A 26,370-nucleotide genomic window follows, 5' to 3' on the forward strand; every position below is an offset into this window, starting at 1 on the left:
CTGCCTTAATTCTTGAATGAAACCCAAGCTTAGAATTCCCTAACCGATTACCTTGCCTTGAGATCTGTAAAACAAAATTCTTCTACATTTATTATTCCAGTTCTCTCCGACTCCCTGGTTGCAGTGCCCCTTCTTCTGTTGATTGAACAACCATGTCTGACCTTCCCTTTACTCTGGATCAGTTACGCATTCTCAAGGCGATCGCTGCCGAAGGGAGTTTTAAGCGGGCTGCCGATAGCCTGTATGTTTCTCAGCCTGCCGTCAGTCTACAGGTACAGAATCTAGAGCGACAATTGGATGTTCCCTTGTTTGATCGGGGTGGCCGACGAGCCCAGTTGACCGAGGCAGGCCACCTCCTCCTCAACTATGGGGAAAAGATTCTGACTTTATGTCAAGAAACATGTCGGGCGATCGAAGATTTGCAAAATCTCCAGGGAGGTACCCTGATCATTGGCGCTAGCCAGACCACTGGCACTTACCTCCTACCCCGTATGATTGGCCTCTTTCGGCAGCAATACCCTGATGTATCGGTCCAATTACATGTGCATTCAACGAGACGAACTTCCTGGAGCGTTGCAAATGGGCAAATTGATTTAGCAATTATCGGTGGTGAAGTTCCCTCAGAATTACAAGACTCCTTACAAATTATTCCCTATGCGGAAGATGAACTCGCACTCATCCTGCCAGTCTTTCACCCGCTTGCCCAGGAAGACCCGATTCGTAAAGATGATTTGTACAAACTTCAATTCATTGCTCTTGACTCTCAATCTACCATCCGGAAAGTGATCGATCAGGTTTTGTCCCGCTCTGGGATTGAAACTCGCCGCCTGAAAATTGAAATGGAGTTGAATTCCATTGAGGCGATTAAAAATGCAGTTCAGTCTGGATTAGGAGCGGCATTTGTCTCTACAACGGCCATCGATAAAGAAATTCAGATGGACGTTCTGCATCGTTCCAGGGTAGATGGTGTGGTGGTTAAGCGCATCCTATCAGTGATTTTTAATCCCAATCGCTATCGATCGAAGGCGGCAGAAGCCTTTACCAACGATATTTTGCCCAAGTTCACCAATCTGTTTGGCCAGTCTGACCCCTCCCTCCCTTCCCCCGTGAGTGAGGCGAAATTTGAACCTGCGACTCTGGAAGGTTAAGTTGATAGGAGTCTGGTAGAGACAACCCATTGACGCGGGTCATGCCTGATTGGCTGACCGATCTTGTGGCCTGGGTTGGGTGGAACGGAGTGAGACCCAATTCCAGTTCTCCACTAACGCTTTACCCGGTCTACTCATTGCAGGGGTTTCCACAGTGTTGCCAGTTGATCAGTGATGCGTTCATAGGCTGAGTTTATAGTGTAAGCATCACAGATGAGAGAAAAGTTTCAACCTTGAACCTTGGCCATGGAAGTCTACTGCACTCGTCCCAGTTGTCCCCGCCCCCGTAACCAGTTTGCTGATCTGGACGATACGCGAACTTTTAAAACGGTGCAGCAGAAGTACTGTGTGACCTGTGGCATGCCCTTGATTCTGGCCGGTCGCTATGTGCCTCAGAAGTTATTGGGGCAGGGGGGCTTTGGAGCCGCTTTTCTGGCTCGCGATCGCTACACCCCTACCATGCCATTGTGTGTGGTGAAGCAGTTCCTCCCCGCTGGAGATTTGAATCCACAGCAACTGGCCCTGGCCCAGACTCTCTTTGAGCGGGAGGGGGAAGTGCTGGAACAACTGGGCAATCATCATCCCCAGATTCCAGATTTGTATGCTTTTTTTCAATTCACGGCACCGGACCCTCGATCGGGTCAGCAACAGGAGTTTTTTTATCTGGTCCAGGAGTTCATCGATGGGGAAACGCTGGAATCAGAACTGGCCCAGGCAGGCAAACTCTCCGAGGGGGAAGTGCTGAAAATGCTGGAGTCCATCCTGCAGGTTCTCCAGTTCGTGCATGAGCATGGCTCCATTCATCGGGATATTAAGCCTTCCAACATCATGCGCCATCGCAATGGCCAATTTTACCTGCTCGATTTTGGGGCCGTGAAGCAAGTGGCCAAGTCAGGGGCTACAGGGGTAGGCAAAGGCTCCACGGGTATTTACTCTATGGGCTATGCCCCCCCTGAACAAATGGCCAGTGGCAACGTCTTTCCTTCCACGGATCTGTATGCCCTGGCTGTGACCTGCATGACCCTGTTGACCGGGAAAGAGCCGTCTGACCTGCTCGACTCCTACAGCAACCGTTGGAACTGGCGATCCTATGCGACAGTCAGCGATCGTCTGGCAGAGGTTCTGGATCGGATGCTACAGCCTGCACCGAGCGACCGTTTTCAATCGGCAGCAGAAGTGCTGACTGCCCTGACAACAAGGGTCTCTCCTATAACCAGTCCACCGCCTGCTGCAGCCTCACCGGCAGGGCCACCCGTCTTGATGCCCCCAGTGGTAGCCCAGCCCTCTGTCCCAACGCCATCCCAGCCCTCTTCGCAGGCCCCTGCGCGTCGGCGGTCTTCCGTGGCCCCCTTCTCCACGCTGGAGATTCTAGCGGGTGCCGGTTTTGTTGGCCTGGAGGGAGGATTGCTTGCGATCATGCTGACCAGTCTCTTACAACCTTCTTTCGTCAGTGCTGGATTGGTCGTCTTAATTTTAGGAGGGATGGTCTTGGCCCAGTCTCGCCGGATGATCGAGAGATGGGATCTGGTGATCCTGCTGGCTTTGACGATAGGAGTCGTCTATTTCTTTCCCATGCTTCAGTTCAGCAAATCTTTTCAGACAACAATGGTTCTGGCTGGTCTGTCGGGCCTCCTGGCCATCGCAATCGTGGCCCTATTTCGCCTGATTTACAATTTGTTGTTATTGTTCTCTAAACTTTTTTAAGAGACTCTTGCCCGCAGACAACAGGGAACAGACTTGGATTTGGCGTTAATCACTCACAAACGGACAGAATTGTAGGATGGTTCAACTGGGTTGGAGGTTTTTTCTATGAAGGCTGAGGCTTTACCCTATTCCTTCGACCTACCCTATTCTCCAGGTGTAACCTAAGGAAAAGAGGCTATTGATGATGCTTGAGAATCGCATCTGCTGGCAGACAAATGAGATTGTCTCCATCAGTGCGGATGAGACCTTTCTGACGTAACTTACCCATCAAGCGAGTGACTGTGACTCTGGTTGAACCGATCGCACTGCCGATCTGAGCGTGGGTTAAGGACCAGGGAAGACAGTAGCCACTTTCACAGGGTTCACCAAATTCTTCGATCAACAGGGTTAAAAAACCCAGCAATTGGTCGATCGTGCGACGCTGGCCTAAGGTACTCAGCCAGAGTAATTTTCGCTGATGCTGATATCGAAAGGCATCCAGAACTTCCCGGCGAAAATGAGGCCAGTTATCCAGATCATGCCAGTAGAGCCAAATGACCGTTGTTTGATCGACATGGGCATAGCTCTGCAGGGTAAAGGGAGACTGAGCAACAATTTCAAAGGGTTGTCCGGCCCCTACAAAACCCAGGAATGCTTCTTCCTGTAATTGCCTGGTGGCTCGAACAGTGCCACTGTTTGTAGCGGTTACCTGGGCACTCCCGACCAGACGAACAGCACCCCGCTGGACCAGATAGAGTAATCCGGAACGGGCAGGAATTCTTTCATCCTTCGTGAAGGTGCGGCATCGATAATGCTCCTGGGCCCAATCAATAATCCGTTGCCAGGTTAGAAATGGCCGCGAGGATTCTAAATTGGATTCAACGTGTAACTCTGAAGGCGATGTCACTGAGTACATAAAAATGTCGGAATGTAATGGACTCTAGGAATGAGCTCAGGTGAACCAGAGCCTTGTGGAACTTAACTTGACTCCCTAGCGCAACTGAACCGACAGGAAAACACAAGGCTAAACAATCTAAAGGCCGACCTGTGAGACCCTCTATTGCAAGAAATATAAAGATAAAGGTAGATACAAAAAGAACCATCGAAAACAGGAAAAACGCTTAATTCTAAGGAGAGTAGAGGATTTACCTCGGAGGATTTCAGGAGGTCAGGGATGGGAAAATAAGAAACTGTTTAACCGAAATTGTTCAAACCCAATCAGTTCAAACAAAGCCAGCTTAAGACAGAATCTGAGGCTGAAAGCCTCAACTGGTTAAGGGTAGACAATGGATCTAAGGGCAGATGAATGCGGGCTTTAATCGCCCCTGTCATTGAATGGCAGCCTCATCATCTTCGCGATCTCACTCGGGCTAAAAATAGTTCAGTCTGAAAATAGTTCAGTCTGAAAATAGTTCAGTCTGGAAATAGTTCAGTCTGGAAATACAGTCATCTTCAGGAGCCTGGTCAGGCTAGATTGCCCTCTCAAGCAGAAGTACCAGTTATTCCACCATAGATACTGCAATCATTGTCACTACGTGGATCGGAGTCAGTAATCTATCTAAAGAGAGATGTTTCAAATGCTTTATGTAACTAATAATACCAGACCTACCCATACACAGCTACTGTCGTAGCGGATGATACCCCTCAAGCGAAATGCCTCCAATCCTTCTATTTATCCAGCTAGACTCTAGACTTATCCCATTGCATACAGGTTAACAATTTCTTACCGATTTTGGTTGTGACTCGACTTACACTCAAGTGTTACTGAATTGGAGTATAAAACCGCAGCGTTAGAGGTGCTGTATTGTCTAGTTGGCGACACTTGCAGAGGAGTGTCATAGAGCACTGAACCGGTTGCAGAATCATTCTTGGCCAAAAGGGTGACAAATTCAGCAAACTACGCTATCATTCCTTATGTGTGAGGAGCGAACCAGCAAGAGCACCGAGACGAAACACGGTCAGTCGTCGGTGCTCTTGCTGATTTTTAGGGATCCTGAACCATATGGGACTATGGCTGTGGGATTGTCGTTGCGGTTTATTTGTTATACCCTTCTATTCATCAGTCTGCTCTGGAGTCAAGGGTGCTGGTGTTCAGTGGCCCAGGCCGGTCCATTGGCCGATCGCCTCTCATCCTTTCCAGCTTGGCGAGGAAAGCCAGTGGTGCAGGCTGTATCAGGAGATTTGTTTTACCCGGATTGGATCGAAGGCACCTGGATGGTGACCAGTACCCTGGTTGACCAGGTTGCACCCTTGTCCCCTAAATTAACAACCCCCGGGTTTGAGCGTAATCGGCAGTTCTTGAATCAACCCATTCAGTTTCAGGTGCGATTTGTCCCTGCGCCGCTGTCTAAGCCAGCAGGTTTGCCCTTCCCCCCTTTGGCACCGCTACAGTCGAGACAAATCAGAACACAAGCGCCAGCGATCGTCTCAGATCGAGCCTTTAATGGCTTGAATTTGAGTCGGGCTTATTTGGGTGCAAAGACCGTTCTGGCCGTCAAAGTTGATCCGGCTTCTCCCAACCGCCAAATTACGCTTTTAAGCCATGATCGCCAACTGATCTCGATAGTTACAGGGCGGGCTGGAGAAGCGCCTGAACCCGATCTCTGGATTACCACTGAAGTCTTTCAGCAGGTTTTTCGGGGGATGATCCCGCCCTACTTCAACGAAGTGGAGAATACGACGGCCTATCATCGGTTGCCGACCACAGATCCAGCGATTGAAGCTGACCAGGTAACTGCGGTCTACCTGTCCCCTCAGGATCCCCATTACTTTGAGGCAGGAAATAGCCCAGTTGCCTTGTACCGTTACCGTCTAGAGTTTTCACCAGTGGGTACAAAACCAAAAAAATGAGGGGTATGGTGGCATCCCCTCATCCATCTGTTTCAGGTATTCATCCGGATTAAAAATTAATACCGGCGTTGGGTAGAAAACCCTTGCTCATTGCCCCAGTTCCCTGGGGAGTTCCTGGGTTTGTCTTCCTTGGGTCTTGCCTTATTGACCTTCAATTCACGCCCCATCCACTCTGCTCCATTCAGGGCTTCAATGGCAGCAGTTTCTTCTGTATCACTGGCCATTTCTACGAACCCAAAGCCCCGAATTCGCCCAGTTTCGCGGTCAGTCGGTAATTGAACCCGCTTGACCGTTCCGTACTCAGCAAAAACAGCGCTTAAATCTTCGTGTGTAACCGAGTAGGACAGGTTACCAACGTAAATCGACATGATCATCTCCGAGAGGTAAAAGTTTTCAGAAACGAAGTCCGGAGAGATGCCTGTCAACCGATAACAAACCCTGCAGCCGAATTCAGTTCCTATGGACTTAATATTAGGTCAAGTAAGGCGGCGTTGTCAGCACGCTGTCAGGACTGATCGCTCCAAAGATGTACTCTCTGGCCGCATGAGGGAGCGTCCTACAGCCGTTGCGATCGGGTCTAGGCTTGTCACCAGATCCACCATATCGGTCAGGGAGAGTGCCTGTCGAGCATCCGAGACAGACTGTTCAGGGGCTGGGTGGCACTCGATGATCAGCCCATCAGCACCGCAGGCGATCGCAGCTCTGGCCAGATCTGGGACCAGTTCTCGTTTGCCGGCGGCATGGCTGGGATCTACCAGCACGGGTAAATGGCTGATTTGTTTCAGGGCGACTACAGTTCCCAGATCCAGAACATTGCGGGTATGGGAATCGAAGCTGCGAATGCCTCGTTCACAGAGCACCACATTGGGATTTCCATGGCTCAAGATGTATTCGGCAGCCAGGAGAAACTCTTCCAGGGTAGCAGCCAGTCCCCGCTTGAGTAGCACAGGTTTATTTACCTGCCCCAGTGCTTTTAAGAGATCAAAGTTGTGCATGTTCCGACTGCCAATCTGGAGCATATCAGCATAGGCTGCTACGGTCTCAATCTGGGCGATCGCCATGACCTCGGTTACGACAGGCAGACCGGACTCTGCCCGTATCGCTGCCAGAATTTCCAGCCCTGCCTCTCCCAGTCCCTGGAAGGCGTAGGGTGAGCTGCGAGGTTTGTAGACCCCCCCCCGGAGTGCCTGTACGGCTATCGGTTTGAGGCGGGTTGCAACCTGTTCCATTTGGGAAAAGCTCTCCACAGAACAGGGACCGCCAATGATCAGAAGTTGGCGATCGCCGATCGTGATCTCCTCAGTCAGTCGCACGACAGTGCGATGGGTTGGATGGGCTTTGGCTGCGAGTTTAGCATTGAGCATAGGTCGAGAATCCTTAAAGTTGGGGTTGGATGGGTCAACAACAAAAAACCCGGAACCTGATTCAGGCTCCGGGTGGGCAGAAAAGCGGCATAACAGCTTTACCCGGAACCTGAGGGGCTCCAGAAATAAAAGCCATAAAACCAGCAATTGAGGGAAAGCATCACGATCGTCGAGAAATAGCTTCAGCGGTACATCAGGCAGTCTGGTCAATAAAAAAGGCTGCAGACACTACCCTGCAGCCCACCTGAGTTCCACATCAAACTGTGGTTCACACCAGGTGGACCTCCGTAAAAAAGTACCAGTAATAAAAGTTGGGCATTCGATCTGCCGAGTTATTGAGTGAGTATTTATCACCGTAACAAAGGGATGGAGGCCCGTCAAGTTGCATCCGCTTGCCTGTCTCCCCACAGAATGCCTGCTGCTGCGAGAACGAACGCAACCATGGCCATGAATCCACAACTGGACAGAGCAATCTGGTTGGACTGGGCAAAGAGATAGCCGAATAAACTGATGGCGGCTGAGAAGCCTCCGAAATACATCCCGATCGCCAATCCCCCCTGTGAAGCTGGCGTCATGGAGAGGGCCAGGGGAATGGCACCGTTCAACACCAGGCTCAAACAGGCCAGCAGACAGAGGGTGACCAGGGACACCAGCACCCCACTGGGAGGAAGGAAGGCCAACGCCCCGATCAGGCCAGCAACTCCCACGGCACCCAGGGCCATCATGGGTCGGTTGCCCTGACGGGTCGCGATCGTGCCTGCCGGAACTGAGAATAGAGCCAGGAGAATGGAAACCATGCCCATGAGGAACCCCACATTGAACGTGGGCAGGCCCATCTGCAACAGTCGGGGCAGGATCTCACCCAGGGCAAGACGCACACCCCAGGCAACGCAAAAGCCAATTCCGAACAACAGGCTGACAGATGTAACCCAGGTGTTTTTCTCCGCAGAAGGGTCTGTTCCGGCTGGAGAAATGGCGGTCTGAGGACGAACAGCGCGTAGAACAGCAGCAGATCCCAGCAGGGTGAATGAGCCGATCGCAAAGGTTAATGCTGGTCCCAGGCTCAATAAAAACCCTGAAGCCAGGGGACGGATAGCGCCAGCTAAGCCACCGACCAGGGTCAGAATACTGGCGGCCTGGGGCAATTTGGTTGCGAAGGCATACTGACCCAGGAGGCAGAGGGCAGGACTGCGAAACACGGTCATGGCCAGGGACCAGGCCACAATAATCAGTATCAGCACCCACCGCATGCCGTCAGTTGGTCGCCCCAGAAGGACGATCGTGGGAATGGCGATAAACAGAGCCGAGGAGAGAATAACACCCACAGAGATAAAGGGAAAGCGGGTACCCAGCCAGCGCTGCCCTCGATCGGAAAGCCCGCCCATCAAGGGTTCCATCACTACGGCTAGGGCATTTTCTATAATCAGCAATCCCCGGCCCAGATGATCGGGGAGGCCAAAATCGGTGAGTAGTTTGACCAGATAAACGCCATAAATCACCCAGGCCAGGGTAATGGCTCCCTGCACAGTGGCCAGGGCGAAAACCTGTAGCCAGAGAACGCCCGATCGGGGTTTTGTCTCATCCATAACCGCATGATCCAGTTTTGTTGCCAGTCATTGTCCCCAGGCTCAGTTGGCCATTACGACTGAAAAGTTTGACAGTGAAACTCACCCCGACCATACTGGGGGGGGTCAACTGAACCTGACAAATTCACGATACCAGAGTAAAATTCGGGTCTTAAAAACTTCATCCCTGTGTTTTATCCTGATCCGGAATCGGGCCTAACGTCTTTAAGGTTTACATGGAATAAATTTAGCGGATTGAGTCATGATGAAACTGAAACTCCTTGTTGGCACAACCCTGTTGTCATTCCTTTGGGCAATGGCTCCAGCCCAGGCTGAAAACCCAGCTAACCTGAAGCTGTTGCTCACCACGAACCAATGTATCTGGTGTTATCTGGGAGATGCCAGACTCTCCGGTGCTTCTCTCCCGGGTGCGGTGGTGGCAGGCAGCAGTTTTGAAAACGCAGATTTGAGCAATGCTAACCTGAGTAATACCAACATGATTGGCACGGACCTGCGGGGGGCGAATCTGGAAGGGGCGAATCTGGAAGGGGCGAACCTGGCTGGCGCAGATACGGAGGGGGCAAATTTTAAGAATGCTAACCTCAAAGGTGCCCGCATGCCAGATGGGAGAATTCATCCTTAGCGTCTAACGAAATAATAAAGTAGGCTCAATCGTAAGGTGATTGAGCCTCTTCAGGGGAATGTTCTGGGTTTAGTATTCAGGAACTGAGGAATCAATCTCGCGGCTCCAGGCCTGGATACCGCCTTTGACGTTTGTGCCTTCGATACCAGCTTGGTGCAGGATACCCAGCGCCTTGGCCGATCGTCCGCCCATCTTGCAATGGGCGATCAGGCGATGCCCATTCAGTAATTCCTTCACTTTTTCTACGCCACTCCCACTCTCAATTTCTGGAAGAGGAACCAACACAGAACCAGGGATCCGGGCGATTTCATATTCGTTAGGATTCCGCACATCCAACAGTACGAAATCATTGGAACCGCTTTCCAACAATTGTTTGAGCTCTTGAACGGTCATTTCTTCCATAGCGGCTTGTTGTTTTGCCTCCTCTGCTTTGGCCTGTGGAATCCCACAGAATTCTTCGTAATCAATCAGCTTTTCAATCACGGGCCGGATCGGGTTGGGCCTTAGCTTTAGTTCTCGAAACTTCATCTGCAGGGCGTCATACAGAAGGAGACGACCATTCAGGGTGGTGCCCTGACCCAGAATGATTTTGACAGCTTCTGTGGCTTGAATGACGCCAATAATGCCCGGTAAAATTCCCAACACGCCACCCTCAGCACAGGAAGGAACTAGACCCGGCGGTGGGGGTTCTGGGTAGAGATCCCGGTAATTGGGGCCATCCTGATAATTGAAAACCGTGGCCTGACCCTCAAACCGGAAGATTGAACCATAGACATTGGGTTTGCCCAGCATCACACAGGCGTCATTCACTAGATACCGGGTGGGAAAATTATCGGTTCCATCAATCACAATGTCGTAGGGACGCATAATATCGAGAGCGTTCTCAGCGCTCAAGCGCGTCTCATATAAATCAACCTGGCAGTATGGGTTAATCTCCAAAATCCGATCTTTGGCCGACTGGATTTTGGGTTTACCGATCCAGGATGTACCATGAATGACCTGCCGCTGCAGATTGGAGCGATCGACGATATCAAAATCGACGATACCGATATTGCCGATCCCTGCCGCAGCGAGGTAAAGCAGTAAGGGAGAGCCCAAACCACCCGTGCCGATGCAAAGCACACTGGCAGCTTTCAGGCGCTTTTGCCCTTCCAGACCAACCTCTGGCAGGATTAAATGGCGGGAGTAACGTTCGTATTCCTCTTTACTGAGCTGGATCTGATCCAGGTTAGGGTTCAGCATAGTACATGTTTCAGGGAAGTATGGGGCCGGTCACAGTTTGCAGAGACCCGGTACGCAGCACAACGGATGAATCAGACCATCTATTTTAAGCCTGATTCGCAAACATAACCATGGATTATCAGAAAAACTCTAGAAGCGATTCGTCCCCCAACCGGGTGCTTTCTCTGCAGCCTGCAGAATGAAAGCGGCCAGATTTTCAACTTGAGCCTGGGAGAGCCAGCTCTCCGGAACCTGTCGGCAGAAAACGGCTTCTTCACTGCCGTCATAGGTCATGGGTTGCCTGAGGTAGGCCACTAAGCTGTTGATCGTAGCTCGGGGTGGGGTGGCTCCCTGCAGGTCAGCCAGGGAAAGGGAAACCAGGGGATTGGGTAAGGTTGAGCCGCCCACATGACAGCCCTTACAGTTGTCTTCAAATAAGTGCTTGCCTTCAGAGAGGGCTTGTGGGGAAAAAGAACGGGTCTGGCCCTGCTCATTCAGGATTACAGGAACTGGTTCTACAGCCCGCAGGTACCGTGCAACATAAGGATCGATCGAGGCAGCCTGAACTGGCGGACTGACGATCCAAACGGTCAGAAAAATCAAAAGAGACCACAGGAGGCGTTGCACAGGCATGATGAATCTCTGAGACCAAATAGAACGGATAAAAAATTAGGGACCGACAGAAGAGAGGGCGTTTTAATTCTCCCACCTCCATCGGCCCCATCGAAACTTAATGAATTAAGTCACAAGGTTGAGACAAGCCTTAGTAATAAATCTTGCCACCGCCCCACTTAACCCCTACAACCTTAGGCTGTAGAAGAATGTGGCCTGCGATCGCATACAAATCTTTCTCTGTCAGATTACGCATCTTAGGGAAGATGTCCGTGCTCTGAGTACTGGGATGCAGTTCGGCGATTGAAGCTGCCCCGTCGTACGTGGTCGGATTGTGCATGTAATCCACTAATGCTTCGATATTGTCCCGTCGGGGAGTTGCCAGCGCCAAAGTCTCCGGAGCCAGGTCAAGGTTCGGATCGGTCTTGGTCACCCCACCGACATGGCAGGTGCTGCAGGCATAGTTAAATAGACGCTTCCCTTCAGCCACTTGCTTCAGGCTCAGGACAACGGTGTCTCCCTTATCGTTCAAGGTAATCGTACGGGTTGCTTCATCCAGTTCAGTCGCATTAGCGGGGCCTGTCAGCATCTGAAAGGCAAAAAATACAGTGGCTACTACCAGCCAGATGTATCTCTTAAGCATGGTTCTCCTTTTAAGCTTGGCACAGTTTTCTACTATCAGATTTTCATCTAAGGAGCTCAATCAACTGGTGCTGTCTGAATCGAGAGTTACCTCCTGCCTCTGAGCAAGAGCGCTAGAGATGGGTGCTTTGGCATCCTCCAGAGTCAGACGAGTCTGAGGACCCTGGTCAGTAATCCCCAACTGACCGCAGAAACAAAGGGGTTTCTCAGGAAGAGAAAACTCTCATCAAAAGAGAAAAACCTCAGAAATTTCGGCGATCGACAGGTCCGCAAAACCCATGACTTTGCCAGCTAACAGGACTGATTGAGTCTTTATCAATACCAATATCATGACATTGAGTGGACTCTTTTTAGCAGTTCGCCTCAGCGGATTAAAAATCGTTGCTGGCTTGTTCCCGAAGCATCAGTGGATCAGGGTAGTGCTGAGGGGAAGAGGATTGGGTAAGTGAACCAGGGAGTGAGGGGTTGCCTGGGGTTGGTGTAGCCGGATTAACTGGGCCAGGGTTTTCTTCAATTGAGTCCGAGGGACGATCGCATCTACAAAGCCATGTTGCAGCAAGTACTCGGCAGTCTGAAAGTTGTCTGGTAGTTTTTCCCGTAGGGTTTGTTCGACCACGCGGCGGCCTGCAAAACCGATCGTGGCCTTGGGTTCAGCCAGAATGATGTCCCCTAGCATGGCAAAGCTAGCCGTGACGCCCCCCGTTGTGGGATGGGTGAGGATCGGAATATAGAGCAGGCGAGCTTCTCGATGTCGTTCCAGGGCTCCAGAGATTTTTGCCATCTGCATCAGGCTCAGCATGCCCTCCTGCATCCGAGCCCCTCCAGAGGCACAGACGATGATAACAGGGACAGACTCATCGGTGGCCCGCTCGATCAGGCGGGTCAGTTTTTCACCAACAACGGACCCCATGCTACCGCCCATGAACTGAAAATCCATGACGCCCAGAGCCACTGTTAACCCATCCAGTTGGCCCAAACCCGTTTGGACTGCATCCTTCAGACCTGTTTTTTCCTGGGTCTCGCGCAACCGATCGCTGTAAGACTTGCGATCGCGGAATTTCAGGGGATCGGTGGGCATCAGGTCTGCATCCAGGGCTTGCCAGGTCTCTGGATCAATCAGTTGCTGAATGCGTTCTTCGCTAAATACCCGGGAGTGATCACCACATTCCAGACATACCATCTGGTTTGCTCTCAGGTCTTTGGTGTAGGTCAATACACCACAAGCCGTACACTTCGTCCACAGGCCATCGGCGATCTCTCGTTCCTGGCCCTGAATATTCATCGGGTCTGATTTAGGACGATTCGCAAACCAATCAAATAGAGACATAGGGTTACTAAAATCCTGCTAATCAATAAATTTTGTCAAGGGTTATTCTGGGTCTTCTTCAGGGGGACTGAGGAGGAGCAAGGCTGTCCATTGATCCTCTGGACGCACCTGCAGGGCAGTGGGACTGCCAGTACCAAGGTATGGAGGTAAACCCAAGCTGAGGATACGTGCAGGAATTTCATGGGCAACTAGCAGCTGGAGCATGAGTTCCGCTTCCCATTGGGTGTTAGTCGTTCGTAACGTAATCCAAGCCACGGCGGCAACTCACCCATACCTCAATCTTGACCTCAATATCGACGGGAGAGGGCAAAGACATCTAAAGCATCTATATTCACAATCTCTATTCACAATCTCTCACAGAACTAGCCCTTGAGCCTCAAGAGTCCATAAACAGCAATGCTTTCCCAGGGAAGGACTGGCCTGGGCTTTAACTGACATATTTATATTTAACAAGAATCCGTCATAAAAATTGACTTTGTGTATAAACTCTTAACTCTCTGGGGACTTTTCAGGTCCATTCACCCTGGTAAACTGGTATTCCAAAGATAGAAAGCGAAATTTTAAACTCAAGAGAGCAAGGTCACGCATGGTAGATTCTCTCAGAAAACCAGAATTTGAGGAGTTGCGTCCCGGAATTAAGGTTCCAGCTAAGGAAAACATCCTCACGCCACGGTTCTACACAACCGATTTTGAGGCCATGTCCAAAATGGACATCTCGGTGAATGAAGCCGAGCTGATAGCCATTATGGAGGAATTTCGCACTGACTATAATCGGCATCATTTTGTTCGCGATGCTGAATTCGAGCAATCCTGGGAGCACATCGATGGTGAAACCCGTCGATTGTTTATTGAGTTCCTGGAGCGCTCTTGTACGGCAGAATTTTCAGGGTTTCTGCTTTACAAGGAGCTCTCTCGTCGTCTGAAAGATAAGAGCCCTGTATTGGCAGAGTGTTTCTCTCTCATGTCCAGAGATGAGGCTCGCCATGCTGGCTTCCTGAACAAGGCGATGTCTGATTTTGGCCTCTCTCTTGATCTGGGCTTCCTGACCAAAAATCACAAGTACACCTTCTTTAAGCCAAAGTTTATTTTCTACGCCACTTACTTGTCAGAAAAGATTGGCTATTGGCGGTACATTACCATTTACCGTCATCTTGAATCCCATCCCGAAAATCGCATCTACCCTATCTTCCGGTTTTTTGAGAACTGGTGCCAGGATGAAAACCGTCATGGTGACTTTTTTGACGCGATCATGCGAGCCCAGCCCGATATTCTGAATGACTGGAAGGCCAGACTGTGGTGTCGTTTCTTCCTGCTGTCCGTATTTGCGACCATGTATCTGAACGATGTGCAGCGTTCTGGATTCTACGCTTCCCTCGGTCTGGATGCCCGTGAGTACGACAAGTATGTCATCGAGAAAACCAACGAAACGGCTGCTCGTGTGTTCCCGGTTGCTCTCAATGTGGACCATCCGGAATTCTACGATCGTCTGGAAGTTTGTGTCCGCAACAATGAGCAGTTGGCTGCGATCGCCAGCTCCACGGCTCCTGAACCTGTGAAGTTCCTGCGCAAACTGCCCTTTTATGTTTCTAATCTGGTTGAACTGGCTCGCCTATACCTGCTCAAGCCAATTCGGGTTGATAGTTTGGCGGGTACGGTTCGCTAAATCGATATCGCCTCAGGTCTGACTTGCTTTGCTCCAGCGGTTCTAATCATTTAGAACCGCTTTTTTGTTGGGACAACCTCCTCGACTGATCCAATCCCATGGGCTTTCTCCCATCTGGATGGTGTTGCAAGACTATCCCCTGTATTCTGAGTGCTGTAGGTTTAGATGGAACGAGCAGGTCTTCCAAGCTTGATGTATCGATCGCTTCTCCCCCTTGCAGGGTTTGTTGTTGTTGCTAGTTTGGCCCTGAAGCCTTCACCCGCTTGCAGCCAACCCCTGTCCGATGCTGTCACGGATCAGCCAAAACGATCTGAGCTGACACCTGCCTCCGTCGGTCTTTCCCCGATGCAGCGGGAAGATCTGGACTTGCAGCCGGAGATCATCGAGAGTAGCCCGGTGTTGCGACGCTGGCGGGAGAAAATACCGGATGTGATGGAAGAAATTGCCCATCAACCCAGTTTTCGGACGCGCCTGAGGGTGGGGTATAGTCAATATCCTTCGACCAACCAATTGGGAGGGCTGACCCTGGGGGTTGAAGATGTGTTTCTCGGGCAGACACCCTTGACCTTGAGTGCGGATTATCAGACCAACTTTGATGGGCGCGGACAGCAGCCAGGTTCGAACGATCGATCCGCCTGGGGCGCTAATCTAAAGACCTATCTCCTGCCCCTGGGCAATAGGATTAACCTTGCGCCAGTCCTGGGGTATCGCCATCTGGAAACCAATCTTTACGTTACTGAAGGATTGGATGTAGGGTTCAGGCTGCTCCTGGTCTTATCCCGTGGCGGTGGGGCTGATATTAGCCTGACGCAAACTTGGGTGGCTCCAGGGAGTGACAATGAAGTTGGGGTATTGACCTTCTCGGTGGGGTATGCCCTGACCCATAACCTGCGGATTTCAACCGACATCCAGCAACAGAATTCTCGTCAACGGCAAGATAGTCGGGTCGGAATTCTTCTGGAGTGGATGCTGTGAGTGGCTATCTCACCAGGCAAGCGGCTTCATGTTCTACCCGAAATACAGTGGCATACAGATTGGCGGTGATTTGCTTACCTTCTTGAGTCAGGTCTAGGTAGTGGAGGGCTGGCTGGATATAAGGATAAACCACATTCCAGTAAAAGCTGGGGTACCCCCGACGCAGATCGCCGGGGGTGCGATATCCCAGATCTTGATTGACTCCGGTTTCTTCAAATTCATAGAACAGGGCGCTCACTTTCTGTAAGTACCGGGGATCACTCAGTTGACCAATTAAATCGGCAGCCCGCACCAGCCCAGGATAACCAGTTGTATCTCGGTGATCGGCATCGGAAGGGACGGGAAAGCGGGTGAGCTCAATGTTGCGCTGGATGCATTTTGCATCAATCAAGCGATGCCCTGCGAAACGCTCCTCGATGAACAATTTGCCCCGATCGACATGATAGGGAGTCAAACTGGCGTCCGTGGCCCCAGAGGGTAGAGCGATGTGGGTGTTATCGATACCGGTTGCATAGAGTCCCTGAGCGATCGAGTCATGGCGACAGACCCCTTTTACATACCCAATGTCGTGGCAAAGCAGGGAAAGAATGGTGTGCAACCAGTCTCCACAACAAACCCCACCTTCATAAATGTGCTTGCCCCGTAAAATCTCCTGCCCGACCAAGGTCACCAAGAGGGTATGTTCTACGTTGTGGTAAAGAGCATCACTATTGGCAATATTTTCCAGGGCCATATTACCGGCCCAACCAATAATTTCTGCATGATCAGGCTGGAGGCTACCGTAGGTTCTTTGGTAGCCCGTCTGTAGACAGGTGACAAAAGTATCAATCACGACATTTGTGGGGTTCAACATGGGGCTTGCTCCAGTGACGTTGACTTGCCTGTAGATTGCTGGAGCCTCAATTTCTATGAGTGTCATCTCTGTTATAGAAGATGCCAGCAATATGAATGGGAGGCTTGAAATTTAAGGATGGAGAAATTTCCTGACAAGAAAAATCAGGTTTTTCTCAAAGGCTTGCAATTATAAGAAGTCATGCTCAGAACATTTATATCTTCATTCTTAATGATATTTGAGTCAAAATTAACCAGGAAATCTCATAAGTTTTTGATTTTGATTGTTTAAATATTTGAGCCAGTAGATCATTAATTGAAATTCATGAAAACCCAGTTAATCCCAGATAAATCAAGGCTTGATCTGGATCACAGCCTTCAGTTCTTTAAATCACAAATGCTTTATCCTCCTATGTTATGACTGATATATAAGTTGTGATTTCCCAGGAAAAGTCATTTTGAAATCACTCATAAACAGAGTAGAGTTAATCTGTGGCAGCACAAGATTATGAACAGTGAACAGGCATTGGAATTTGCAGATCAACTCCTCTATGAAAAAGCAGGAAAATATTTGAGTGACTTAGAAAGAGAGGTTTTCCTCGGTTCCTGGCAAGGAAAAACCTATGAGGAAATCTATCCGATTAATCCTCAATATATTGAAAAAGATCTGGGCTATAAATTATGGAAAAAGCTATCGGGAGTCTGTGGCGAAAAAGTCACTAAAAAGACGCTTCAGGGTGTGATAGAACGATCTGCAAAACGGTTGATGGGGGATGCCCAAATATCTGGTGGGAGATCGTTGTCCATCTCAGCACCGGTAGTAAAGGCGACGGTTCGATTTCTGGTACTGAGTCCAACTCAAGAGGTGAACTCAGGTTTGGCTCAACTGCTTTGTCAGGCCGTCAATGCGATGGGGGCGGATGCGATCGTGCTCCCTGAGTTGTGGTCCTCCGATAGAAATAGGGTCGCTGTCAACACTCGCATGGAAGCTTCTGACTATTTACTGGTGTTGCTGCCCCCGACAGCCGTGGCGTCTGAGGGTGACGCTGACGAATTTGCAGATCAACCGTTCTATGATGGATCTGCGGTTTAGAATTTCCTGCAGAGACAGTTATGGAAATGGCTCAAATCAGGCTAGAGGCTGTAGATCTGGCCTTTTCAGCCCTCTCCAAGGCTCCAAATCCGAAAAAAGAATCGGGGAGTGATCAGGGTTCCGCCCTGTTGCTTCAGGGGATTTCGTGCCAGATCTTTCGAGGCGATCGGATTGCCATTGTGGGGCCATCTGGGAGTGGCAAAACGGTCCTGTTGAAATTGCTGAATCGTCTGATTGATCCGACCAGAGGCCAGATTTACCTGGAGGGGCAGAAATTTCAAAGGATTCCGGTGATTCAGTTGCGCCAGCAGATCCTGTTGGTGCCTCAGGAAAGTCGGCTGCTGGACATGACTGTGCGAGAAGCGCTGCTGTATCCGCTCAAATTGCGTCACCTCACAACCCCTGAGATGGGCGATCGTCTGGGGCAATGGACAGAGCAGCTCCAAATCCCAACGGATTGGCTGGATAAAACCGAATTGCAACTTTCGGTGGGGCAGCGACAATGGGTTGCGATCGCCCGGGCTCTGGTGGCCCAACCCCCTGTGTTGCTCCTGGATGAACCTACGTCAGCGTTGGATGCCGGAAAGACTGTGCGCCTGTTAGAGGTCTTGAGTCGTCTGACTGCGAATGCGCCAAGTACCATTCTCATGGTTAATCACCAACTTGAGGTCGCAGAACAATTTGCCGATCGGGTGTTTCACTTGAACCATGGTTTTCTGGCCCAGGATGCGCTGGTTAGAGACATCAGTTGGTCAAAATTGCGGGACGCGATCGTCCAGGCGGAGACATCCGCTGCCCAGGATTGGGAATAACCCTGACCCGAATTTTCAAACACCCGCTTACAGCCTGTGGGTTGTTTCGGCAGTAATGCGGCTTGACCCACGACCATTCAGTTTCTTGGCGCTGGAATGATCCAGGGGCTTACTGGCTTGAGCATCCAGCATTTCCAGATTGAGGCGATAGCCGACATTGCGAATCGTTTGAATTAAATTGGGCTGGCGCGGATCAGTCTCTACTTTCTTCCGCAGCGACAAAACGTGGGTATCCACCGTGCGAGGATTGTCAATCATATCAGGCCAGGCCCTGCGCAAGAGTTCGGAGCGACTGAGAGCCGATCCCCCTGCCTGAGCCAGAACATAGAGCAGACTAAACTCCTGGGGGGTTAGATCAATCAGGTCGCCCTTAAAGCGAACCCGTCGCTGCACCAGATCAATTTTTAATTCGCCCAAATCGAGCATCGCAGGAGCGAGCACCGAACGGTTCCGTCGGGTCAGGGCTTCAACCCGAGCCAGAAATTCCTGCATACCAAAAGGCTTGGTCAGGTAATCATCTGCCCCTGCTTTCAGCCCCTGCACAATATCTGCTTCACTATTCCGAGCTGACAGCATCAGAATCAAAGACTGTTGCTGCTGCTGAATCCACCGGCAGAACTCCAGACCATCACCGCCAGGTAGTTCAGAATCCAAAATCACAACTACCGGTTGTCGAGTCAGGAATGTTTCCCTGGCTTGATGAATATCAGCAGACTGATGAACCCAATAGCCTGCCTGTTGCAAGTGCCAACCCAGTAGCGATCGCAGGTGAGGATTGCCTTCAATAATTTGAATACAGACTGACCCCACTGCGGCATGCTCTCCTTTAATCAGTGAATCCAAACTTAACAGAGCATGTAATGTCGATTTGTAACGCTTGCTACCCTGGACTGACAGGTTCTGCGGAAATTTCCCGAACTAGAACAAAAACTATTTTACACTTCTTATAAAATCTTGACTAAGATGTGGTTCTGTAAAAAACAATGGGTTAATTAAAGATAAAATAAGAGTGAGTTCTCTACTCATTTTCCTTTAAGAGCTTCCCTTAACCCTTTATGCTGCAGGATACTCAAGCTATCCGCTACTACCAAAGGCTAACCGACGCCCTTACTGATCTCTGGAATCGGGGCTATCGCTATGATGACTTGCGTCTGTTCAAAGATGGCTATCTTTCAGCCATGAGACACACGGGCGTGATTGAACCCTACCAAATTAACCGTCTGGAAGAGGAAGTCCTGCGATATATCCATGATCCGTCCAACTTCGAAATGACTCAATCTGAGCCGGATTACCATTAAGGGACTTCAGTATAAACTCGCTCCAACTGCTAAAATAGAGGTTTAAAAACTGTCTGGTGGCGAAAACTGTAACTTCGTAACCTCAACCTATCCCTCCGCTTGCAACCGTCTCTACTGTTACAAGCACTAAATTTTGCAACATGGGGGTTTTGAGGCTTGCGCTTCCAAGAGTGGTTTTCACCCCCTCCAAAACTTTTAATTTGGTCTACTAAGTAGTCAGTCAATCATTGATTGACGGGCAATCAAAATCCAGGTTGTTGATTGGGGTTAAATTTTGACGGGTCGAAGACCCGTCAAAATTTTCCTGGCGGAACACTAGCCTAAGAATTGGGGATGACGAAGTACAATGCCATACCTCATCGTTCCGCCAAAATCCGTTGAAGAGCCTGGGTTCAGGAAGCGAGAGCGACCTCTAACACTTCCTGTAACTCTCCTTTCTGGTAAAGCTCAATCAGGATGTCGGAACCCCCGACGAACTCTCCATTGATATAAACCTGGGGAATGGTAGGCCAATTCGAGTATTCCTTGATGCCCTGGCGCAATTCATAATCTTCCAGGATGTCGATCGTTTCGTAGGGCACTCCCATGGTGTTGAGAATTTGAACCACATTATTGGAGAACCCACATTGGGGCATTAACTTGGAACCCTTCATGAAGACCAGAATTTTATTCTGCTGGACCAGGGTATCAATCCGTTCTTTCAGCTCTGGAGTCATAACCTTTTCCTGAATCACGCTACTTGATGAGTACCACAATCTCTAATGGCCTGCCACTACCAGGATAAGGGGAGCAGGCGATGCAATCTGTATCGCCCTGACCAGGTCATCCTGCCTCAGCCCCCCTGTACAGCCGCTTCCCAGCGTTGAGGGGTATAGGTTTTGAGGGATAGGGCATGAATGGCTTCAGAAGAAACTGCCTGTTGCAGGGCAGCATAGACGAGCTGGTGTTGCTGCACCAGACCTTTACCTTCGAAGAGAGGGGAGACAATGGTGACCTGGAAGTGATCCCCACCCCCAGTTAGATCTTGAATCGTGACCTGGGCATCAGGAATGCTGGCCTTAATCATGGCTTCTACTTGATCTGGACTAACCATCGATCGTCCTCTCGATTAGTTAAGACTATTACTGGACTGGGTCAACTACTTCAAGGTTGTCGGAGAGGGAGCGGGCTGACTACCCTGATTAGAGGGGAAAGGAGCCTCAACAAATCCCAGTTCCAGCAACTGTTGATAGGATTTTTTGCCCAACTCACGGGTTGGTTGCTGACTTCGAATAATTTGAATCAACAAGGGGACGGCGAGTTCGGGTTGGTTTTGGGCGCGATGAACCAGGGCCAATTGATAAGTAGCCTGATCTCTCATCTGGGCGGTTTCCAGGGCTTTACGTCGTTGAACATCCGCGATCCGATTGTCGATGCCTGAGAAGCTGGCAGCCAGATCCTGATAAAAATTGGAAAGCTGATTAAAGACCTGACGCGCTTCTTGCAGTTTTTTCACAGCAAGGTCGTAGTTTTGAGCCGAGACGGCCTTGTCGGCCTCGGTGAGTAACCGCTGACCCCCCTGGATGCTCAGAAGACCTGAATCCTGAGTTAGAACGACATCATCTGGCTTGACTGGTGATGGGTTGCCTGGAGCAGATGGCTTGGCTGAGGAACCTGGTGTCTGAGCAAGACCAGGACTCGATGAGCCCAGAGCCAGTGCAAAAACCAGGGGTAAACCTCCTGCCAAAGTCAGAAGGCGGCTAACCGGGGGCAACATCATGATAATTAACTCTTCCTTGCTCGAAACAATCGGCTCTCTATCTTAAGATATATTACCTCATCCCATGGTGGTTTTCATGGGAAGCCGCTAACGCCTTGAGTGCCGCTTCCAGGTCATCCGTCAGCTTTTGAGCACTCTGCTTCACCGAGCCTTGACAGTAATCGGGCACGGATAAGGGATGACCGATTGCAATTTGAATTCGAGTGCGCCATTTGGGGATTAGATCGCTGTAATGGACACTAATGGGGACAATTTTAATCCCCAGTCCCGGTTTTCCCTGTTCTGCTTGCAGGGCCAGACGAGCCATGCCGGGTTTGAGGGGATGAATGTGACGATCGTGAAAAATCCCCCCTTCCGGGAAAATCACCAGCATTTCCCCAGCCTGTAAAACTTCAACCCCATGGCGCAGGCTGGCAACTCTGGGATGTTCCGTATCGACAGGAAAACCTCCCAGACGGCGAATAAACCAGCCCTGAATGCCTTTCACCTCATTGGCGGAAACCATAAACCGGGGATGACGGCCTGTGACCCGTAGGCCAGTCGTGTAGGGGACTGTGATGGCATCCCAACGGGAGCGATGAGTCGGAGCCAAGATCACCGGTCCTTGCGGGGGCAGATGTTCCTGACCCGTGACCTTGAGGCCCCCAAAGTAGATGGGTAAGACGATCCATTGACCCAGGGTGTAGACCAGTGGGGTCAGCCAGGCAGAATGACCGGAGGTCATAGGCAGCCCCTTGGCTGGCTCTATCAGGGGGGATAAGGCCAAGCGGGACGGAAATTTTGGGGTAGATGGAACCGTGTGCAGGGCATCCAGACCAGACGATCGAGAAGCCAGTGGTAGAGGATTGCGATCAGGAGAATAGAACGTTGTCATGGAACACTACAACACGAAAAAACTGCAATAAACCCTTCTTCAACGTCTAACGTAAATTTTTTTCTCACACTTGTCTTCTATCTCAGGGACACTTCTAACAGTGGCATGGCTACAAACCTCTTGCTACACGACGCTCTTGCCGCCGAACTGCGAACCAGTCCTGTAATTGATGGCGACAAATCGGTTCCAGAATACCGTTTAAGACCCGGAGACGATGGTAAGAACAGCTACTTTCCGGTAGGTTTAAGACAGTTTGAACAGCACCAGTCTTGGGATCGGCTGCACCATAGACTAGAAGCCCCAGTCGGGCCAGCAAGATTGCCCCTGTACACATGGGACAGGGCTCCAGGGTGACATAAAGCGTACATTCATTCAAATGCCAGTTTTGCAGAGCCTGACCAGCTGCCCGCAGGGCCAGAATCTCTGCGTGGGCGGTTGGGTCCCGATCCCGTTCGCGCCGATTGCCTGCTTCGGCTAAAAGATGGCCGTCTGGCCCGACGATGACGGCCCCTACAGGAACTTCTCCAACTGCCCCAGCTGCCTCAGCAACTGCCAAGGCGCGCCTCATCCAGTGGTTGTGAATGGGAGAGGGCGACTTATCCGGCTCAGGGGGGGGACTCTCCAACACCACTAGTTTCTCCTGATTGGGTTACCCAGCGGATGGCATCGGTTGTGCCAGCAGGGGATCGAGTTTCCCCTGTCGGTCCAGTTCATACAGCTCTGTGCAGCCACCGATTAGCTGGTTGTTAATAAAAATTTGGGGAACGGTACGGTTGCCGTTGGCCCGCTGAGCCATGGCAACTCGGGCTGCTCCGTTGCCATCGATTTTGTATTCTGTAAAATTTACCCCTTTCCACCAGAGCAACAACTTAGCCCGCATGCAAAAGGGACAGGTCTGCCAGGTGTAAATTTCCACACTGGCTTGAATGGCTTCTGGATGACGATGGAGGAAGGAATTGAGGATCTTCAGCATCCTGATCACCTGCTATGGCGTTTCCATAGATTTTGATTGGGTCTGCTTGGGAATGGGTGCTTATCCCAAGTATGGGCTTGTTAATGATGCAATCCCTATTTTACCGATTTCCTGGATATTCACCCAGGTATGGGCCAGGAAGGCTAATACCAGCGTTCCGGTGAGGCCGATCGCCAGGGATAGGCTCAAGAGTTTCAAACGCCCCAGCATGCCCCTCAGAGAAACGGAATTCAGGGAGCTATCCCTTGTTTCCAGGGGCTGATAGGGCATGATCCATAGCAGCAAACTGCCCAGGGCCATGAACCAGCCCAGAATCGCTGCGATCCCCCCGATCCCCATGATGATGCACCCTACCCAGACGTTCATAATCCCCATCCTTACCTGCTCTCTGGACCCATCGCAAAACTTAACACAGTCAAAGCGAAGATTGATGGCTCATCAGATCCCCGCCCTTTGGTAGACTTGGACATTGGGGTTAGTAATTACAACCACATTAAGAATTATTCAGTTGGGAGGGCAGACTCGGTGGAGAATACGCTCGGTTTAGAGATTATTGAAGTAGTAGAGCAAGCCGCGATCGCTTCGGCCCGGTGGATGGGTAAAGGTGAAAAGAATATTGCCGATCAGGTCGCTGTAGAAGCGATGCGTGAGCGGATGAATAAGATTTACATGCGCGGTCGGATTGTGATTGGGGAAGGGGAGCGGGATGATGCCCCCATGCTCTACATCGGCGAGGAAGTTGGGATTTGTACCCAGCCAGATGCCAAGACCTACTGCAACCCCGATGAGCTGATTGAAATTGATATTGCCGTTGACCCCTGTGAAGGGACCAATCTGGTTGCCTATGGGCAAAATGGCTCTATGGCAGTGCTGGCCATTTCTGAGAAGGGTGGTCTGTTCGCAGCCCCCGACTTTTACATGAAAAAATTGGCTGCTCCACCGGCTGCCAAGGGCAAAGTCGATATCAACAAGTCTGCGACTGAGAACCTGAAGATCATGTCCGAATGTATGGATCGGGCGATCGAAGAACTGGTCGTTGTTGTGATGGACCGGCCCCGTCACAAGGATCTGATTCAGGAAATTCGCGATGCGGGTGCCCGTGTTCGTCTGATCAGTGATGGAGACGTTTCGGCTGCGATCTGCTGTGCTTTTGCTGGAACCAATATCCATGCGCTGATGGGAATCGGTGCAGCTCCAGAAGGCGTGATCTCGGCAGCGGCAATGCGTTGTCTGGGGGGGCATTTCCAGGGGCAGCTCATCTACGATCCGGAGATCGTCAAGACGGGTCTGATTGGGGAAAGCAAAGAGAGCAATATTGCTCGTCTCAAGGAGATGGGGATCGACGATCCCGATCGGGTATACAACGACAATGAGTTGGCTTCTGGGCAAACAGTGCTGTTTGCAGCCTGTGGGATCACCCCCGGAACCCTGATGGAAGGGGTGCGGTTCTTCCATGGTGGTGCGCGGACCCAAAGTCTGGTTATCTCCAGTCAATCCAAAACGGCTCGGTTTGTGGACACCATCCACATGGTGGAAACCCAACCCAAATCTATTCAGTTGAGATAGGGGTTATAGCTGACGGTTTACCACTGGTTATGGGTTATGGGCGGACCTTATTATAGGTCTGGCCTTAGCATGACCCATGACCAGTGCCTGATGGTCAATAGGTTGTAACGGATGATCTCGACCTCAATTTAATTAGCACTGATTTTAAGAAAAGCCTGTCGTTAACCCAGCCAGAAAACATGTATATCGCAGTTGTCGGCCTCAGTCATAAAACCGCTCCAGTGGAAGTCCGGGAGAAGCTCAGTATTCCGGAGCACCAGGGAGAACCTGCAATGACCCGCTTGAAAGCCTGTGCCCATGTGGAAGAGGTGGCAATTCTCAGTACCTGTAACCGGATGGAATTATATGTCGTCACGAATGACACGGAGTTGGGCGTTCGGGAAGTGACCCAATTCCTGGCCGACTATAGCAAACTCCCTCTAGCGTATCTGCGGCCCTATTTGTTTGTGCTTTTGCACCAGGATGCCGTGATGCACCTGATGCGAGTCTCTGCAGGTCTGGACAGTCTGGTTTTGGGTGAGGGCCAGATTCTGGCTCAGGTCAAGCAGGCTCACAAATTAGGGCAGCAGTATGGTGGCGTGGGGCGACTACTGAATCAACTGCTAAAGCAGGCGATCTCAGCAGGTAAGCGGGTTCGGACAGAAACCAGCATTGGAACGGGGGCTGTTTCTATTAGTTCTGCAGCGGTTGAACTGGCTCAGATGAAGATTCCCCATCTTCCCACCAGTCGCGTCACGATCGTGGGGGCGGGTAAAATGTCTCGTCTGCTGGTGCAACATTTGCTGGCTAAGGGGGCTGGGCATATCTCAGTGTGTAATCGCTCGATGGAGCGGGCTGAGGAACTGGCTTCCCAATTCAAAGAAGCCCGACTGCAGCTTTTTCCGCTGGATGAAATGATGCCCTTGATTGCCAGTTCAGATTTAGTCTTTACCAGCACGGCTGCAACGGAACCTATTTTGAACCGAGGCAAGCTAGAGGCGGAATGTTCTCCTCACCGGTCTTTGATGCTGATTGACATTGCCGTGCCCCGCAATATTCATGCAGATGTGAATGAACTGGCCCATGTCCAGGCTTTTAATGTGGATGATTTGAAAGCAGTGGTGGCCCAGAACCAGGAAAGTCGGCGGGCGATGGCGATGGAGGCCGAGGCTTTGCTGGAGGAAGAATTAGAAGCTTTTGACATTTGGTGGCGATCGCTGGAAACAGTTTCTACCATTAGTAGCCTGCGGGAAAAGGTGGAAACTATCCGGGCTCAAGAACTGGAAAAAGCGCTCTCCCGTCTGGGCTCAGAATTTGGAGAAAAGCACCAGGAAATTATTGAGGCCCTCACGAAAGGGATTGTGAACAAGATCCTGCATGACCCGATGGTGCAACTGCGGGCCCAACAGGATATTGAAACCCGACGCATGGCCATGCAATCCCTGCGGATGCTGTTTAATCTGGAAGTCGAATCCCCGATCGGGTAAGTCAT

Annotated in this window: 29 protein-coding genes; 11 read left to right on the top strand and 18 right to left on the bottom strand. The window is 50.8% G+C overall.

Features of this window, described 5'->3' with window-relative positions; translation table 11 throughout:
• Positions 1–152: 152 nt before the first annotated feature.
• Positions 153–1,148 (top strand): LysR family transcriptional regulator, encoded by a 996-nt coding sequence (locus BST81_RS07085; protein ID WP_075597843.1) that lies wholly within the window; start codon positions 153–155, stop codon positions 1,146–1,148.
• Positions 1,149–1,394: 246 nt separating this feature from the next.
• Complete coding sequence (locus BST81_RS07090) at positions 1,395–2,852, top strand: serine/threonine-protein kinase (protein WP_075597844.1); 1,458 nt, start codon at positions 1,395–1,397, stop codon at positions 2,850–2,852.
• A gap of 175 nt (positions 2,853–3,027) precedes the next feature.
• Here the strand turns inward: BST81_RS07090 and BST81_RS07095 are convergent, their stop codons facing one another.
• On the bottom strand, positions 3,028–3,747 hold the full coding sequence (locus tag BST81_RS07095; protein ID WP_075597845.1) for a Crp/Fnr family transcriptional regulator: 720 nt from the start codon (positions 3,745–3,747) through the stop codon (positions 3,028–3,030).
• Between the two features lie 1,094 nt (positions 3,748–4,841).
• On the opposite strand from BST81_RS07095, the gene BST81_RS07100 reads away from it, so the two are divergent.
• On the top strand, positions 4,842–5,681 hold the full coding sequence (locus BST81_RS07100) for a DUF6816 family protein (protein ID WP_216351249.1): 840 nt from the start codon (positions 4,842–4,844) through the stop codon (positions 5,679–5,681).
• 56 nt (positions 5,682–5,737) lie between these two features.
• On the opposite strand, the gene BST81_RS07105 is transcribed toward BST81_RS07100, so the two are convergent.
• The 3 genes from BST81_RS07105 to BST81_RS07115 all read right to left on the bottom strand — a co-directional run bounded on the left by BST81_RS07105 (position 5,738) and on the right by BST81_RS07115 (position 8,631).
• Positions 5,738–6,049 carry an RNA-binding protein gene (locus BST81_RS07105; protein ID WP_075597992.1) on the bottom strand — a complete coding sequence of 104 codons (312 nt, stop codon included), beginning with the start codon at positions 6,047–6,049 and terminating at the stop codon, positions 5,738–5,740.
• A 126-nt stretch (positions 6,050–6,175) separates the two neighbouring features.
• Positions 6,176–7,255 (bottom strand): 3-deoxy-7-phosphoheptulonate synthase, encoded by a 1,080-nt coding sequence (aroF, locus tag BST81_RS07110; protein ID WP_253188130.1) that lies wholly within the window; start codon positions 7,253–7,255, stop codon positions 6,176–6,178.
• A 167-nt stretch (positions 7,256–7,422) separates the two neighbouring features.
• Complete coding sequence (locus BST81_RS07115; protein ID WP_075597846.1) at positions 7,423–8,631, bottom strand: MFS transporter; 1,209 nt, start codon at positions 8,629–8,631, stop codon at positions 7,423–7,425.
• A gap of 241 nt (positions 8,632–8,872) precedes the next feature.
• On the opposite strand from BST81_RS07115, the gene BST81_RS07120 reads away from it, so the two are divergent.
• Entirely contained in the window at positions 8,873–9,253 is a 381-nt protein-coding gene (locus BST81_RS07120; RefSeq protein WP_083636712.1) for a pentapeptide repeat-containing protein, read from the top strand.
• A 69-nt stretch (positions 9,254–9,322) separates the two neighbouring features.
• Here BST81_RS07120 and moeB read toward each other — a convergent pair whose 3' ends face one another.
• From moeB to BST81_RS07145, 5 genes are all read right to left on the bottom strand, one after another.
• Positions 9,323–10,495, bottom strand: a complete 1,173-nt coding sequence (gene moeB, locus BST81_RS07125) for a molybdopterin-synthase adenylyltransferase MoeB (RefSeq protein ID WP_075597848.1) — start codon at positions 10,493–10,495, stop codon at positions 9,323–9,325.
• Between the two features lie 129 nt (positions 10,496–10,624).
• Positions 10,625–11,107: a photosystem II cytochrome PsbV2 gene (gene psbV2 / locus BST81_RS07130; protein ID WP_075597849.1), complete on the bottom strand. Its 483-nt coding sequence runs from the start codon at positions 11,105–11,107 to the stop codon at positions 10,625–10,627.
• 130 nt (positions 11,108–11,237) lie between these two features.
• Positions 11,238–11,729 carry a photosystem II cytochrome c-550 gene (gene psbV, locus BST81_RS07135; RefSeq protein ID WP_075597850.1) on the bottom strand — a complete coding sequence of 164 codons (492 nt, stop codon included), beginning with the start codon at positions 11,727–11,729 and terminating at the stop codon, positions 11,238–11,240.
• A 402-nt stretch (positions 11,730–12,131) separates the two neighbouring features.
• Positions 12,132–13,055 carry an acetyl-CoA carboxylase, carboxyltransferase subunit beta gene (gene accD / locus BST81_RS07140; RefSeq protein ID WP_075597851.1) on the bottom strand — a complete coding sequence of 308 codons (924 nt, stop codon included), beginning with the start codon at positions 13,053–13,055 and terminating at the stop codon, positions 12,132–12,134.
• A gap of 42 nt (positions 13,056–13,097) precedes the next feature.
• Positions 13,098–13,310: a hypothetical protein gene (locus tag BST81_RS07145; protein WP_075597852.1), complete on the bottom strand. Its 213-nt coding sequence runs from the start codon at positions 13,308–13,310 to the stop codon at positions 13,098–13,100.
• Between the two features lie 331 nt (positions 13,311–13,641).
• Here BST81_RS07145 and acsF point away from each other — a divergent pair, with 331 nt between their 5' ends.
• Both acsF and BST81_RS07155 read left to right on the top strand, forming a co-directional pair.
• A complete protein-coding gene (gene acsF / locus BST81_RS07150) occupies positions 13,642–14,718 on the top strand; it encodes a magnesium-protoporphyrin IX monomethyl ester (oxidative) cyclase (RefSeq protein WP_075597853.1) in 1,077 nt (358 codons plus the stop codon).
• Between the two features lie 165 nt (positions 14,719–14,883).
• Positions 14,884–15,693 (top strand): hypothetical protein, encoded by an 810-nt coding sequence (locus BST81_RS07155; RefSeq protein ID WP_075597854.1) that lies wholly within the window; start codon positions 14,884–14,886, stop codon positions 15,691–15,693.
• A 4-nt stretch (positions 15,694–15,697) separates the two neighbouring features.
• On the opposite strand, the gene BST81_RS07160 is transcribed toward BST81_RS07155, so the two are convergent.
• Entirely contained in the window at positions 15,698–16,546 is an 849-nt protein-coding gene (locus BST81_RS07160; protein WP_075597855.1) for an Npun_R2479 family HD domain-containing metalloprotein, read from the bottom strand.
• Between the two features lie 486 nt (positions 16,547–17,032).
• Between BST81_RS07160 and BST81_RS07165 the strand changes: the two genes are divergently transcribed.
• Together BST81_RS07165 and BST81_RS07170 are read left to right on the top strand one after the other, a co-directional pair.
• The gene (locus BST81_RS07165; RefSeq protein ID WP_075597856.1) at positions 17,033–17,617 is read left to right on the top strand and encodes a hypothetical protein; all 585 of its coding nucleotides are present in this window, start codon (positions 17,033–17,035) and stop codon (positions 17,615–17,617) included.
• A 20-nt stretch (positions 17,618–17,637) separates the two neighbouring features.
• Complete coding sequence (locus BST81_RS07170) at positions 17,638–18,429, top strand: ATP-binding cassette domain-containing protein (protein WP_075597857.1); 792 nt, start codon at positions 17,638–17,640, stop codon at positions 18,427–18,429.
• Positions 18,430–18,456: 27 nt separating this feature from the next.
• On the opposite strand, the gene BST81_RS07175 is transcribed toward BST81_RS07170, so the two are convergent.
• Complete coding sequence (locus BST81_RS07175; RefSeq protein ID WP_363079550.1) at positions 18,457–19,272, bottom strand: response regulator transcription factor; 816 nt, start codon at positions 19,270–19,272, stop codon at positions 18,457–18,459.
• Between the two features lie 212 nt (positions 19,273–19,484).
• Here BST81_RS07175 and BST81_RS07180 point away from each other — a divergent pair, with 212 nt between their 5' ends.
• Entirely contained in the window at positions 19,485–19,727 is a 243-nt protein-coding gene (locus BST81_RS07180) for a DUF6761 family protein (RefSeq protein WP_075597858.1), read from the top strand.
• A gap of 392 nt (positions 19,728–20,119) precedes the next feature.
• Here the strand turns inward: BST81_RS07180 and grxD are convergent, their stop codons facing one another.
• From grxD to BST81_RS07215, 7 genes are all read right to left on the bottom strand, one after another.
• Positions 20,120–20,443 carry a Grx4 family monothiol glutaredoxin gene (gene grxD / locus BST81_RS07185; protein WP_075597859.1) on the bottom strand — a complete coding sequence of 108 codons (324 nt, stop codon included), beginning with the start codon at positions 20,441–20,443 and terminating at the stop codon, positions 20,120–20,122.
• Between the two features lie 116 nt (positions 20,444–20,559).
• Entirely contained in the window at positions 20,560–20,820 is a 261-nt protein-coding gene (locus BST81_RS07190) for a BolA family transcriptional regulator (RefSeq protein ID WP_075597860.1), read from the bottom strand.
• 45 nt (positions 20,821–20,865) lie between these two features.
• Positions 20,866–21,486 (bottom strand): hypothetical protein, encoded by a 621-nt coding sequence (locus tag BST81_RS07195; protein WP_216351250.1) that lies wholly within the window; start codon positions 21,484–21,486, stop codon positions 20,866–20,868.
• 52 nt (positions 21,487–21,538) lie between these two features.
• Positions 21,539–22,360 (bottom strand): lysophospholipid acyltransferase family protein, encoded by an 822-nt coding sequence (locus BST81_RS07200; protein WP_083636713.1) that lies wholly within the window; start codon positions 22,358–22,360, stop codon positions 21,539–21,541.
• Between the two features lie 109 nt (positions 22,361–22,469).
• A complete protein-coding gene (gene tadA / locus BST81_RS07205; RefSeq protein WP_075597996.1) occupies positions 22,470–22,928 on the bottom strand; it encodes a tRNA adenosine(34) deaminase TadA in 459 nt (152 codons plus the stop codon).
• An 81-nt stretch (positions 22,929–23,009) separates the two neighbouring features.
• On the bottom strand, positions 23,010–23,333 hold the full coding sequence (grxC, locus tag BST81_RS07210) for a glutaredoxin 3 (RefSeq protein WP_075597862.1): 324 nt from the start codon (positions 23,331–23,333) through the stop codon (positions 23,010–23,012).
• Between the two features lie 60 nt (positions 23,334–23,393).
• Complete coding sequence (locus BST81_RS07215) at positions 23,394–23,699, bottom strand: hypothetical protein (RefSeq protein WP_143780257.1); 306 nt, start codon at positions 23,697–23,699, stop codon at positions 23,394–23,396.
• Between the two features lie 159 nt (positions 23,700–23,858).
• Between BST81_RS07215 and glpX the strand changes: the two genes are divergently transcribed.
• Positions 23,859–24,899, top strand: coding sequence for a class II fructose-bisphosphatase (gene glpX / locus BST81_RS07220; protein WP_075597864.1), 1,041 nt, complete (start codon positions 23,859–23,861; stop codon positions 24,897–24,899).
• Positions 24,900–25,078: 179 nt separating this feature from the next.
• Entirely contained in the window at positions 25,079–26,365 is a 1,287-nt protein-coding gene (locus tag BST81_RS07225) for a glutamyl-tRNA reductase (protein ID WP_075597865.1), read from the top strand.
• Positions 26,366–26,370 lie beyond the last annotated feature (5 nt).

The organism is Leptolyngbya sp. 'hensonii' (assembly GCF_001939115.1).
Taxonomy (GTDB): Bacteria; Cyanobacteriota; Cyanobacteriia.